Here is an 11829-nt window from a genome sequence, read left to right on the forward strand (position 1 = left end):
GGAAAGCATTAAATGCTTTTCCTGTCTTCTTGACATACTGGTTGTTTTGTTCAGTTTTCAAGGATCAATTTGTTGTCTGTCGTTTTTTGCGACAAGATATAATTTATCATGGTTCCAATTGAATGTCAATAACTTTTTTTATGTTTTTTTTAAAACAAAGAATTTGTTAGGCACTTAACTGGCAACAGAGATTAATATAGCATACTCCATAGATAAGTTCAATAGAAAAACCAAAAAATCGAGCGATTTTTTGGTCAGTAAGTACATTATTTTATCTCGCACCCGAGCAGGCGGGATATTACTTGTTTTCTGTCCTTTTCGGCAAATACTTCAAACATTCTTCATGGGTTGCCACTCTTCGCAACAAGTTGAAAAGTGTTCTGTATCTTTCTTTCATAGCCCGCTTGACCAAATGATCTATTCGATGGTCATCTAAATCCAGCAGTAGTTCCTCCAGTTCGCGCTTTAACAGGTACTCCATTTCTTTTGCTTCCATCTCATTAATCAATAATCCTAACATTCCGCTTCACCTGACCTTATTACCTTATTCATTGGAAAACCCGGCATTGGTTAAAAGGATTTTTTTAAATACTTTAGAAACCCTTATATAATTCTTAACCGCCAAATTAAATGCGTATGTCGTTCCTTTATTCTTTCACCAGTAAGTCTACTCACTCTGTAGCATATATTACCCCGATCATACGGTATAAAACAGATTATAGACTGGCAAACCTTTCATTAAGGATTACTATTCCCCATAATTCATCTTTTTTATCCTATTTTCTCAAGTTTAGTAAAAAAGAACCAAGAGGCTTGTTCATATTCTGTATTTGTCCTCATAGAATTAATATAAAAGGATTTGAAGGGAATGATAAATGGATGGATCACTTTTATACTTTTCGATTGCATAAGTGGAAGCGCTACGCTGTTGTAGTATTAGTGGCATTTATTACCGCAGCCTTGCTATGGATTCAAAATAATGAAGTTTTTACCGCTTTCTCCAATGAGGAGCCTGCTGCAGTCTCACGTGGGGATGCCGATAAACCCGCAATTTCATTAACGTTCAATATCAGCTGGGGAGAAGAAAAAGTACATAGCATATTAAAGCAATTAGAACAGGCACAGGTACAGGCAACCTTCTTTGTCAGTGGAGAGTGGGCCGAACGCCACCCCAAAATACTGGAGAAAATAAACGAGGGCGACCATGAACTAGGTATGCTCGGATACCGATATAAGAGTTATCTGGATCAAGAAATCGATCAGGTACGGAAAGATTTACTCCATGCTAAAGAGATTTTTGGAAAGCTGGGATATAAAGACATTACGTTACTTAGACCACCAAGCGGGCATTTTAACAAAGAAATAATTGAACTAGCAGAAAAAATGGGCTTTACTGTAATTCATTGGAATGTAAATCCGAATGACTGGAAAAACCCGGGTACCCAAAAAATAACTGACTTTGTTATGAAAGAGACCGGGAACGGCGATATCCTTCTAATGCATGCGTCAGACTCTGTTAAACAAACAGCAGACGCTTTAAAAACGATTTTACCAGGACTGAAGAATAAGGGATTTACATTTGTTACTATTTCAGAACTTATCAGTCAGGCACACGCAGAATCAAAACTGGTTGAATGAAAAACCCCTGATGTGTTTATTCACATCAGGGATTTGTTTAGTTATTTACTTCCTTTATCATTACTTATTGCGTGTTATTCGGTGCAACATTAAAAGCTGGTATGTATTACAGGCAAGTAAAGGTATAATCATCAGCCATGCGTAATCCGTTCCAGATGTCCTCAGACCAGGCACCCACTCAATTGTCGTCATTACTACCATCAAAAAAAGTGCCGGAACAAAAGCCCGCCTGTTAGTCTGCCTTGCTTTAATTTCAGCTATAGCCCATCCATACCCTAGTATTGCCAGCGACATAAGGATAAGCCAGAATATCGAAATGCTGCCATCAGCTGCCTGATATGGAAAATACACAAGGTCAAACACTACAAAGGCAATCAAGAGAACTTGTACGGTTGGCCAGAAAGACCGAAATAACCCTAAACCGAATTGGTTAATGAATAAATAAACAAAAAAACCAGTCTGACTGATTACACTGAATAGCAATCCAAGCCCCACGAAATAAATTACCAATCCGGCCAGCTCGCCAAAGTTAAGCGGCGCCAGATATTTACTGTATAAAGCGGCTTCTATAAAAAAACTGGTAATTAAACCGGTGATTGCACCAATTATTAACGTTTTTATAAATAGCCCTACCCATTTACGACTGTTCAATCTAATTTCCTCCTACAACTGTCTAAATGCCTCAACACATTTTATCATGAACGTGGGCATTTTTCCTCTCCTGCGCGCATAATTTTCCTTCAGAAAACTCATATTAACTATATGAGGAAGGAGGATCCCAATGTTTCGGAAGATATTAATTATGCTGGCCGTTTCCTCCCTGGTATTCGTATCCGCCTGTAATGGAGGCGGGGCAACTGCCGGGAAAGAGGCCGATTATGATACGACCAAAAAAATGGTCGTTGATATACTGCAAACCGAAGATGGTAAAAAAGCACTTGTTGAGATCCTGTCTGACGAAAAACTGAAACAGCAACTTGTCATTCAATCAGATGCTGTTAAAAAAGCCATAAGTGAATTCCTTGCCTCCGAAAAAAGTAAAGAAATGTGGACCAAGTTATTCCAAGACCCAAAATTCGTAAAAGATTATGCTAAGTCAATGTCTGATCAACATAAAAAATTGATGAAAGACCTGATGAAAGACCCTGATTATCAGAAACAAATGCTTGAACTTATGAAAAACCCTGAAGTGGAAAAGCAAATGATTACCGTTATGAAAAGCCAACAATTCCGCAAGCACCTACAGGAAACCATACAGCAAACGCTAGAATCACCCCTCTTCCAGGCTAAAATCACTGAACTTCTGTTGAAAGCTGCCGAGGAACAAGGTAAGCAGCAAGAACAGAAATCTGGTGGTGGCGGTCAAGGCGGTGGAGGTGCCGGTGGTGGCGGAAGCGGCCAAGGTGGTGGTGGTGGAGGATCTGGTGGTGGGCCATAATAAAGAATCCTACACCTGCATCTCAACCGCAAATACCCTACCTCAAAAAATGAGCTTAAAGGATTTGTTCCTTCAGGCTCATTTTTATTGCTTTGAGGCAAAAACACAGGCGTCCTCCATCGTTTGGAATGCCCTGTATGTTGAAGCAGGGAAAACGCTGACAAAGAATTTTGCAAAAAAGGTACACGGACTTAATCCGTATACCTTTATTTATTACTCTTCCACTTTTGCAACAATTTTTGAAGCAATTTTATGGTATTCTTTTCCTAGCGGATGATCCTGCTGATAAACAGATGGAGAAAATTCATCCTCATCTTCATATGGCTGTTGCAACGGCAACTGGCCAAGCACTTGGGTTTTCAGGACTTCAGCAAGCTTCTTGCCACCGCCTTGTCCGAAAACATACTCTTTTTCACCTGTCTTTTTACTTTCAAAGTAAGCCATGTTCTCCACTACACCAAGAATCTCATGCTCAGTCTTAAGCGCCATTTGGCCAGCACGCGCCGCTACGAAAGCCGCGGTTGGATGTGGAGTTGTAACGATGACCTCTTTACAGGTAGGCAGCATTTCATGAACGTCCATCGCAATATCGCCTGTACCTGGTGGCAAGTCAAGTAGTAAATAATCAAGGTCGCCCCACTCTACTTCCTTAAAGAAACTGTTCAACATTTTACCAAGCATTGGTCCACGCCAGATGATTGGAGAGTTATCTTCTACAAAGAATCCCATTGAAATGACTTTTACTCCAAAACGTTCCACAGGAATTATCTTTTCGCCACGTACTGCAGGCCGTTCTTCCACGCCCATCATATCCGGAACACTGAAACCGTAAATATCAGCATCAATGATACCGACTTTTTTGCCAAGACGCATCAATGACATTGCCAGGTTGACGGTTACAGTTGATTTACCAACCCCACCTTTACCACTGGCTACAGCGATAAAGTTAGGTTGTTTAGCGCCACCCATCAATGTTTTTTCCTTATCCGCTTCAGCTGCCGGCTGGTACTTCTGGATAATCTCATCAGGCAATTGCTCAAAACGAAGACCTACAGTTGTAGCCCCGTTCTTTTTCAGAATACCTACAATTTCCTGCTGGAGCTGCATTTGTTCAGCGGTATTTGTTTTTCCTATCCCAATTTTTACACTGACATGCTTTTTCTCTTCTTTTATGGTGATTTCCTTTATACCTTCTGTTTCTTCAAGTGTTCTATGTAAAAATGGATCTTTAACAGACTTTAACAAATCCCTGATTTCATCTTTCGTCAGCATATTGTCACCATCCCTTTCCCAGCGTTGTATAAATGAACTTTTTGTAACTATTTGCGATACAACGCTAGTATAACACAAATCACTCAGATGCTAAGTGATATGAATCATGGGAGGCTACTTACTCCGAATTTAATCTTTTTTGGGTTTTTCTGTCATATAACGAAGAATACCTTCATAAATGCTTCCAGCCATTTTCTGCTGATATTCTTCCTTTTTCAACTGTTCACGCTCATGTTCATTCGATAAAAAACCAATTTCCACAAGGGCTCCGGGTGTTTCAGCGTATTTAAGAAGGTAGACACTTTTAAGTGGTAATGGCTTTCGTGTGGTATTTTCAAGATTCCGGATAATCTCTTCCTGGATCATTGTTGCTAGATGCTTGCTTTTGTCATACTTCGGATAATAAAAAGTCTGCGCTCCGCTCCATTTGGAAGAAGGCAAAGCGTTTAAATGGAGTGTAATGAAAAAATCCGCTTCCTTTTCTTTAATAAATTCTAGCCGTCTCCGGATATCCTGTGCTTTCCGTCTAGATAATCCCGCTGTATCCTTATCAGCAAGATCGGTATCCTTATCCCTTGTTAAATAGACAAGCGCTCCCGCCTGCTGCAGGTAATCCTGTGTTTTTTTTGAAACCGCCAGTGCAATGTCCTTCTCAAGTGTCTCATCTTTTCCGACTGCACCGCCATCAGGTCCACCATGTCCAGGGTCAATTACAATTGTTTTTCCTGACAGTGGCAGTGACCAGGTCTGCCAAGTTGAGTCCACTTTATTGATTGGTAACTGAATAAGAAATGCTAAAACAACAAAACCTAACCCCCAAACAATCACCTTTAGATACCGTTCCATCGCATTCGCCCCTTATTATTCTGCTTTAATTATTGTATGGGACAAGATTGTTGTTTATGATTATACTATTGGGTAGTTTATAGAATGAATCAGGGTGGTATTTTAAACTAAGAAGGGTACAGGAGGGATGTTAACAGATGGACTGGATTGGAATTGGCGTCATTATAATTGGTATCGCATTTTTGATACTTGTTTTCCTTTTAATTAAACCACTGAACAAACTAACGGGAGTAATTGCGGGTCTAAAAGGAACAACTGATAACCTTCCGCAGCAGGTTTCCGATATTACATCCGAGGTAAAAACCACAATCTCAAGTACGAGAGATACATTAAATCAAGTAACGGAACAGACAAAGAAGTTAAGCCCGATTTTTACTATTATCCAAAATGCCGGGGAGGCCACACGCGACCTTGCATCTCATATGGCATTTTTGGCAGAAAAAATGAAATCAAAATCAACTAGCGGCAGTACTTTTGTTGAACGTAATAATCTAGAAGGCATATACGGTGCTGTTACTCTGGGTTATATGATGTATCAACATACAAACACTAAAAAAAGCGACAATCGTTGAGCTTTTCAGCGATTGTCGTAGTTGTCCTTATGGAGATGGGAAGGTCTTCCTTACTGCATAGAAAAAGTACAAATTAAAAAATCCCCATCACTGGGGATTTTCTTATTGGCTCTCTTTTCGCTTTCTGGCGGACATTTTGAACTTGGACAATGGAGACGTCAACTTTCTCGACATTTCACTTACATCCCCAACAATATAGAATAATGGACTGATTGCCCGCAATTTCTCGTTTACATCGGATACCGTGCTATTGGTCTGATTAATCAGATTACCTGTCTCCCTGAAAATATCATCGAGCTGATCCGGTAAATGATCAACCGTCTTTTCAATCCCACGAAGAACATGCGCCAGATTATTTAATGTCCAGGCCAAATAAATTGCCAAAACAAGAAAAGCTATTCCGATTAATATGACCCCTATTCCTGTTAAACTCACCCTGATCCCTCATTTCCTTATTTTTTCGTTGGAAGGTTTTCGTCACGAACGACGATTTCATGATTGTTTCTGTTTTTCCATTTCTTGTACAGCTGATATCCTGCATCTCCCCATTTGATACCTTCTGACAGTCTATCCAATGACTGTTTAGATGTATACTCAGGAAGCTTCTTTGCTTGCTGATTTAAAATTCGATTCGAGGAATTCACGGAAATACCAATATTGTGAAGTGCATCGAAAAAGCCATCGGTCGCCGAAATTTTGTCCTCAAAATCATCGACGATTTTCTTCGTTTCTTTAACGGTATTCTGTAATTCAGGAGTAAGCTGCTGCATTTTTTTCTCCATATCGTTCAATGTGGTGCCAAGTGTCTGCATTGTGCTTGCAACACGGTTCAATACGAGGGAAGCATATATGACGACTAAAGCGAATGCCAATGCACAAAGCAAAACTCCTACATAGACTAATTCCATTGAATATGTACCCTCCCTTTCTAAGAAGTTTTACCACAAGCCAATGCTGTTAAAACATTATCTTGACAGCAGGCCGGTGACAAAATACTTTTTCCAGCTAACATTATCATAATTCCCCAAATGTTTCCATTGTATGTTATCCAATTGAACTGGCGTAATAAAAGGTGCCCCGTCCCTGAATTGAGAATTTTCTTCAGCAGCAATCCACTGACCGGATTCTGCTCCTTTAGTTATCTCGTACATTCCATTCACATGAATACCTGTTTCAATCTTTTGCTTATCGAGTTTTCCTTCGGGTGTCATTTCCCAGATTCTCTTATTATACACTTCGTCGTCCATGACTGCCGTTGCGCCCACCGCTTTTTTCAGTGTAATTGCCATGGTTGTATGATACCCCGGCAGCAATCCCTCTATGTCACTTCCCTCAGCAAGTCCCACCTGGAGGGGATAAGTGCTTGTACCTTCAACCGTAACATCTTCAGGTGACTGGCTAACCTCCTGAACAGTTCCATCCAGCACGGAGCCATCTTCCCGTACGATTACTTCCACCGGCATTTCCTGTTGCACTTTCATTCGCTCTGACTCGGTTAGTTCCCCTTCTGCTTTCAGCTCCGTGTCCCTAATGGTAAGTAGTGGGTCATTCAGCGACTCGGATACCTCCGTAACAATTCCCTCGTACGGACTTTCTACGGTGATGATGTCCCCGCTGGTCTCTAGCTCAGACAATTGGGTTTGTAAACTTTGCAGCTCAGCTTCTTTTAAGGCAAGCTCTTTATTTTTCTCAGCCAAATATTGCTCTTTCCGGTAGTCTGCTTCAGCCGATTCATTTGCAATTACCAAGGTGCTGTCCTCACTCTCCAGTTCGGTAGTTACTTCAGCCTCCGGAATACTGTATAAAGAAATATCAGTGATTGCCTGTTCAATTGCAGCAACCTGACTGTTCAGCTTACTGACTTCATTTTCAAGATAAGATTTTGTTTCATAATAATCGTGTGCTTTGTATGTAAATAGCCCGTCCCCAACGTCCACCTTGTCATTACTATTCACAAGAAATTCCCCAAAGCTTCCCCGGTCCTCATCGAAGTAAACGTTTTTCTGCGTAAGCGCTGTGAGCACTCCCGGCGTCTCCAGTTCAACATATAGATCCTCTTCAAACGTCTGGGACCATTCTTCAACATAGGATAAACGCGGGACCCTGTCTTCTTTATCCAAATACACCAGCAGACTATTGACAGCAGCAAACAGAATAGCCAGTGTGATTATAATATTTCTGCGTTTCATTCAAACCACCCGCTTATGAGATAGATATCTGTAAATGATAAAGCTGCTGCAAGGGCCCAATATAATAGATGAAGCGATATTACGCCGGCCCAGATCCATCCTCTTTTGGTTGACGACATATATCGCAAGAACTTTACCTGAAACCAAATAATCCATAATTGGAACAGTGATATAGCCCCAAAGAAAGCTGTGACCCAAGGTAATTCCGTAAAATAGGATGCAATAATTCCGAATGACAATGGTGACACAAACCATTCCAGTCCAAAATAAACCGCAAGCGGTATCCAGGTAATCCGTTCAAGCAACATAACGAGGAGAACAGCCTGCTGCATGATCAGCAGTTTCTTGTATGGTATACCAGTAATCACATAGAACCAGAGTGACGGCAGTAACAAAATCAAAACCGCCAGTAAGAGACCGTAACCCATTCTTCCAAGAACAAACCAAAGTTTGCTTGCCTCATACTCTAAAGGGGCTAGTTCAGTTGCATTTACCGAAACAGTGTCCGAACCAAGCCCAAGACTTGCCATCCAAAAATAGACAACAACCGTACTAAGCAATAAAAGAAAAAAGACTTTCCAGAGGTTTTTAAATGACTCAGCCTTTTGAATGCGGAATAAATGATCATTGAGTGGAAAGAAAAATTTTATCATGTTAATCGGGTAAGACATGTGCGACATTCCTTTAAATTTCAAATTATTTCTATTTATTATCCATTTTAACTTAATATACTATAATATCCCACTTATTTTAATATATTTTTCCAATAATTGAGGTTATTCGCACTTTCTCCTAAAAGAAATCCGGAAAGAATGTCTGCCGATGGGGTATAAATCCCTCAAGTGTTTCTACCTCTTCCGCTGTTCCTTTGAGCAAATCAAGCCGGTATAATTCCTCCGGCCGATTATGACCAAGCAGGATTCCTGCCAGCTGTTGTACGGAACACTGAACACCCTCTTCCTTTCTTTCCTTTATGTGTGTCACAGCAGTCTTCCCATCACGCTGGGAAATCTGATAGGTCCCACTGTTTTCAAGCATAAAAGAATCCTCAACAACTAGTGTTATCGATCGGTCACCAGCATCATTGAAGGGGTAATGCCTCAGAAATTGCGGCACATCTACAATCCGTGCCATAAAGTACGGTTCCAACTTCTGTTCAAACCGTGGTTCATCAATCAGCAATGGCAAGTTATCATTTTCCGGTACCGTCATTTTCACTTTTGGGGCCATCGAATCGTGATTGGCGATAAATTGAAGCAGGATTTTCAGGCCATCGAGCGTCCGATATGTCAGTTCCTCAATGGTTACTACCTCATCTTTTACTTTATACAATATGTAGCCCTCAGCCTGGTCTTTTCCGTTATACGCTACTGCTTTGTTTAATTTCCCTGTCAGCACCCGCTGTTTCCACCATTTTTCGTCGCGGACAAGCGGGCCGTTGAACTGCTTTGCGTAATCGGTGTAAATCCTTTGCAGCAGACTGATATCATCTGTACGTCGCACATAACCATCAACACTCCAATCCTTCATTAGTCGCTCGATTGGAATCGTGTATTTCTTTTCGGTAAAGGCAAGCTCCCAGCCATACTTACGGTAAAATGGGATCGAGAACGGATGAAGGAACGATACCATCTGACCATGCTCCTTCATGTAATACAAGGCATGCTCAAGCAGCTTTTTAATATTGCCTTTCCGTCGGTACTCTGGCCATGTGGCGACGGCGCTAATTCCACCCATTTCAAATTCTTTGCCGTTTATATAACAGGGAAGCGGAAGTAAATGCAGTTTTGCGGTTATTTTGTCATAATCTTTTGTTCCCCAGATAATATGCCGTTCAGCTTCTTCGCGCTTTTTCACCATTGCCTCATCTGTTAATTCGTACTGAAAGGCAAATTGCGACAAAGCAAAAATTTCGTCATAGTGCGCCTCGGTGAGTCGTTTAATTTCGCTCATATTTGCAGTCCCCCTGGTTACTTTTTCTTTCCTTATCATACTAGATTTATATTGGTAGTGTAATGGGGTGATTAAAAAAAGACTCCCAACCAATAAAGTTGAGAGTCTTTTACAAAAGATATTAACGCTTTGAGAACTGTGGTGCACGACGTGCTTTCTTAAGACCGTATTTCTTACGCTCTTTCATACGTGCGTCACGAGTTAGATATCCTTCACGCTTAAGTGTACCGCGGTATTCTGGGTCTGCTTCCAGAAGTGCACGGGCAATACCGTGACGGATTGCGCCGGCTTGGCCAGTGAAACCTCCACCGTGCACATTAACGAGTACATCGTAAGTGCCTTCAGTTTCAGTTGCAGCCAATGGCTGGTTTAGAATAATGCGCTGTGTTTCATATGGGAAATAATCCTGCGCATCGCGATTGTTGATTAGTACACGTCCAGTTCCGGGAACCAGGCGTACACGTGCAGTTGAACGTTTACGACGGCCTGTGCCGTAATATTGTACTTGTGCCAATTACGTTACCTCCTTTTAATTATCCGCGAAGTTCGTAAACTTCTGGTTTCTGTGCTTGGTGATTGTGTTCCGCACCGCCGAATACGTGCAGCTTTTTACCCATTTTACGTCCCAGTGGACCGTTTGGAAGCATGCCTTTAACAGCGAGCTCAAGCATTTGTTCAGGATATTTCGTACGCATTTCGTTCGCGCTACGAGATTTAATACCACCTGGGTGGTTTGAGTGACGATAGTAAGTCTTATCTGTTAGTTTTTTACCTGACAATTCAATTTTGCCAGCATTGATGATGATTACATGATCACCTGTATCTGCGTGTGGTGTGTAAGTTGGCTTGTGCTTTCCGCGAAGGATTGCAGCAACTTCACTTGCTAGACGGCCAAGACGCTTGCCTTCTGCATCCACAACGAGCCATTTGCGTTCAATATTCGCTTCATTTGCCATGAAAGTTGTGCGCATGATGGTTTCCCTCCATATTTCATTAGTCGTTTTCACTTGTTATTCCTATATCTTCAACACAATTAGTTTCCGGGGCTAATCGCGGTTTTAGAAATAAAATGCCAAGAATCATCATAAACCATAACTGGTGTCTGTGTCAACCCTTAGCACTAAGTTTTGAGAAAGTCAATTAGAAAACTTGGCGTCGGCAGGCAAGATAGTTCAATCTTCATACTTAACCTGCCATAAGTATAAGCCCTGTGCAGGAACGGTGGCGCCAACCAGCCGTCGATCCTTTTTTTCAAGCAAGACGGCTATCTCTGACGGACTGCGTCTTCCCTGACCGATATCAAGCAGGGCACCAACAATAATCCGGACCATGTTGTACAAAAAACCGCTCCCACGGAAAACAAATTCAATTTGACTGCCGTCCCTGTTGCAGGAAACCTCATACATAGTCCGCTCTTTCCCGCCTTTTATCGTTGCTTTTGCCGAGGAAAAGGTTGTGAAGTCATGGGTGCCTTCAAAGTACTGGCAGGCTTCCTGGATTGCATGGATATTCAGTGGATATGGAAACTGATAATAATAATTCTGTTTAAAAACATCAGTTTCCCGCTCATTCCATACATAATAACGGTATTCTTTTTCCACTACGTCGTACCGTGCATGGAAGGTATCAGGAACAATTTGCGCCTGATTAATGTAGAGATCTGCAGGCAACAAAGTATTTAGGGCCCGCTTCCAGTTTTCAGTTGGCAATTCAAACGGGGAATCAAAATGAATCGTCTGCCCTTTGGCATGGACCCCAGTATCAGTTCGTCCGGACGCCTGTATACGGATATGTTCCCCTTTATGCATCTTGGTTAACGCTTTTTCCAATTCTCCCTGGACAGTCCGTTTGCCGGGTTGTATCTGAAACCCGGAAAAATTTGTTCCATCATAGCTTATTATGCATTTTATTTTCTCCATAC

Annotated in this window: 16 protein-coding genes; 4 read left to right on the forward strand and 12 right to left on the reverse strand. The window is 41.5% G+C overall.

What is annotated here, in order from left to right; translation table 11 throughout:
* Positions 1-298: 298 nt before the first annotated feature.
* Positions 299-520 (reverse strand): hypothetical protein, encoded by a 222-nt coding sequence (locus tag ACFO3D_RS15645; protein ID WP_390298159.1) that lies wholly within the window; start codon positions 518-520, stop codon positions 299-301.
* A 359-nt stretch (positions 521-879) separates the two neighbouring features.
* Between ACFO3D_RS15645 and pdaB the strand changes: the two genes are divergently transcribed.
* The gene (pdaB, locus tag ACFO3D_RS15650; RefSeq protein WP_390298162.1) at positions 880-1638 is read left to right on the forward strand and encodes a polysaccharide deacetylase family sporulation protein PdaB; all 759 of its coding nucleotides are present in this window, start codon (positions 880-882) and stop codon (positions 1636-1638) included.
* A gap of 60 nt (positions 1639-1698) precedes the next feature.
* On the opposite strand, the gene ACFO3D_RS15655 is transcribed toward pdaB, so the two are convergent.
* Positions 1699-2289, reverse strand: coding sequence for a KinB-signaling pathway activation protein (locus tag ACFO3D_RS15655; protein WP_390298166.1), 591 nt, complete (start codon positions 2287-2289; stop codon positions 1699-1701).
* 130 nt (positions 2290-2419) lie between these two features.
* Between ACFO3D_RS15655 and gerD the strand changes: the two genes are divergently transcribed.
* Positions 2420-3076 (forward strand): spore germination lipoprotein GerD, encoded by a 657-nt coding sequence (gene gerD / locus ACFO3D_RS15660; RefSeq protein ID WP_390298169.1) that lies wholly within the window; start codon positions 2420-2422, stop codon positions 3074-3076.
* Complete coding sequence (locus ACFO3D_RS15665) at positions 3024-3353, forward strand: hypothetical protein (protein WP_390298172.1); 330 nt, start codon at positions 3024-3026, stop codon at positions 3351-3353. The genes gerD and ACFO3D_RS15665 overlap by 53 nt, the downstream gene beginning before the upstream one ends.
* Here ACFO3D_RS15665 and ACFO3D_RS15670 read toward each other — a convergent pair.
* A complete protein-coding gene (locus tag ACFO3D_RS15670; RefSeq protein ID WP_390298175.1) occupies positions 3290-4348 on the reverse strand; it encodes an Mrp/NBP35 family ATP-binding protein in 1059 nt (352 codons plus the stop codon). The genes ACFO3D_RS15665 and ACFO3D_RS15670 overlap by 64 nt on opposite strands.
* Before the next feature lie 129 nt (positions 4349-4477).
* Positions 4478-5194 carry an N-acetylmuramoyl-L-alanine amidase CwlD gene (cwlD, locus tag ACFO3D_RS15675; protein WP_390298178.1) on the reverse strand — a complete coding sequence of 239 codons (717 nt, stop codon included), beginning with the start codon at positions 5192-5194 and terminating at the stop codon, positions 4478-4480.
* Between the two features lie 137 nt (positions 5195-5331).
* Between cwlD and ACFO3D_RS15680 the strand changes: the two genes are divergently transcribed.
* Positions 5332-5766: a DUF948 domain-containing protein gene (locus ACFO3D_RS15680; RefSeq protein WP_390298181.1), complete on the forward strand. Its 435-nt coding sequence runs from the start codon at positions 5332-5334 to the stop codon at positions 5764-5766.
* 102 nt (positions 5767-5868) lie between these two features.
* Here the strand turns inward: ACFO3D_RS15680 and ACFO3D_RS15685 are convergent, their stop codons facing one another.
* From ACFO3D_RS15685 to truA, 8 genes are all read right to left on the reverse strand, one after another.
* Positions 5869-6201 carry a DUF948 domain-containing protein gene (locus ACFO3D_RS15685; RefSeq protein ID WP_390298184.1) on the reverse strand — a complete coding sequence of 111 codons (333 nt, stop codon included), beginning with the start codon at positions 6199-6201 and terminating at the stop codon, positions 5869-5871.
* Between the two features lie 17 nt (positions 6202-6218).
* Positions 6219-6674, reverse strand: coding sequence for a DUF948 domain-containing protein (locus tag ACFO3D_RS15690; protein WP_390298187.1), 456 nt, complete (start codon positions 6672-6674; stop codon positions 6219-6221).
* A 57-nt stretch (positions 6675-6731) separates the two neighbouring features.
* Positions 6732-7955 (reverse strand): efflux RND transporter periplasmic adaptor subunit, encoded by a 1224-nt coding sequence (locus ACFO3D_RS15695; RefSeq protein WP_390298190.1) that lies wholly within the window; start codon positions 7953-7955, stop codon positions 6732-6734.
* Positions 7952-8626, reverse strand: coding sequence for a hypothetical protein (locus ACFO3D_RS15700; protein WP_390298193.1), 675 nt, complete (start codon positions 8624-8626; stop codon positions 7952-7954). Before ACFO3D_RS15700 ends, ACFO3D_RS15695 begins: the two co-directional genes overlap by 4 nt.
* 121 nt (positions 8627-8747) lie before the next feature.
* On the reverse strand, positions 8748-9908 hold the full coding sequence (locus tag ACFO3D_RS15705) for a GNAT family N-acetyltransferase (protein ID WP_390298196.1): 1161 nt from the start codon (positions 9906-9908) through the stop codon (positions 8748-8750).
* A 121-nt stretch (positions 9909-10029) separates the two neighbouring features.
* Entirely contained in the window at positions 10030-10422 is a 393-nt protein-coding gene (gene rpsI / locus ACFO3D_RS15710) for a 30S ribosomal protein S9 (protein WP_390298199.1), read from the reverse strand.
* 19 nt (positions 10423-10441) lie between these two features.
* Positions 10442-10879: a 50S ribosomal protein L13 gene (gene rplM, locus ACFO3D_RS15715; RefSeq protein ID WP_390298202.1), complete on the reverse strand. Its 438-nt coding sequence runs from the start codon at positions 10877-10879 to the stop codon at positions 10442-10444.
* 201 nt (positions 10880-11080) lie between these two features.
* On the reverse strand, positions 11081-11827 hold the full coding sequence (gene truA, locus ACFO3D_RS15720) for a tRNA pseudouridine(38-40) synthase TruA (protein ID WP_390298205.1): 747 nt from the start codon (positions 11825-11827) through the stop codon (positions 11081-11083).
* Positions 11828-11829: the final 2 nt, after the last annotated feature.

The organism is Virgibacillus kekensis (assembly GCF_042654125.1).
GTDB lineage: Bacteria > Bacillota > Bacilli > Bacillales > Amphibacillaceae > Lentibacillus > Lentibacillus kekensis.

Coding starts and splice junctions, on each gene's coding strand:
- ACFO3D_RS15645 (WP_390298159.1), bottom strand. CDS start 520: ATGTTAGGATTATTGATTAATGAGATGGAAGCAAAAGAAATGGAGTAC.
- pdaB (WP_390298162.1), top strand. CDS start 880: ATGGATCACTTTTATACTTTTCGATTGCATAAGTGGAAGCGCTACGCT.
- gerD (WP_390298169.1), top strand. CDS start 2,420: ATGTTTCGGAAGATATTAATTATGCTGGCCGTTTCCTCCCTGGTATTC.
- ACFO3D_RS15670 (WP_390298175.1), bottom strand. CDS start 4,348: ATGCTGACGAAAGATGAAATCAGGGATTTGTTAAAGTCTGTTAAAGAT.
- cwlD (WP_390298178.1), bottom strand. CDS start 5,194: ATGGAACGGTATCTAAAGGTGATTGTTTGGGGGTTAGGTTTTGTTGTT.
- ACFO3D_RS15680 (WP_390298181.1), top strand. CDS start 5,332: ATGGACTGGATTGGAATTGGCGTCATTATAATTGGTATCGCATTTTTG.
- ACFO3D_RS15690 (WP_390298187.1), bottom strand. CDS start 6,674: ATGGAATTAGTCTATGTAGGAGTTTTGCTTTGTGCATTGGCATTCGCT.
- ACFO3D_RS15695 (WP_390298190.1), bottom strand. CDS start 7,955: ATGAAACGCAGAAATATTATAATCACACTGGCTATTCTGTTTGCTGCT.
- ACFO3D_RS15700 (WP_390298193.1), bottom strand. CDS start 8,626: ATGTCTTACCCGATTAACATGATAAAATTTTTCTTTCCACTCAATGAT.
- ACFO3D_RS15705 (WP_390298196.1), bottom strand. CDS start 9,908: ATGAGCGAAATTAAACGACTCACCGAGGCGCACTATGACGAAATTTTT.
- rplM (WP_390298202.1), bottom strand. CDS start 10,879: ATGCGCACAACTTTCATGGCAAATGAAGCGAATATTGAACGCAAATGG.
- truA (WP_390298205.1), bottom strand. CDS start 11,827: ATGGAGAAAATAAAATGCATAATAAGCTATGATGGAACAAATTTTTCC.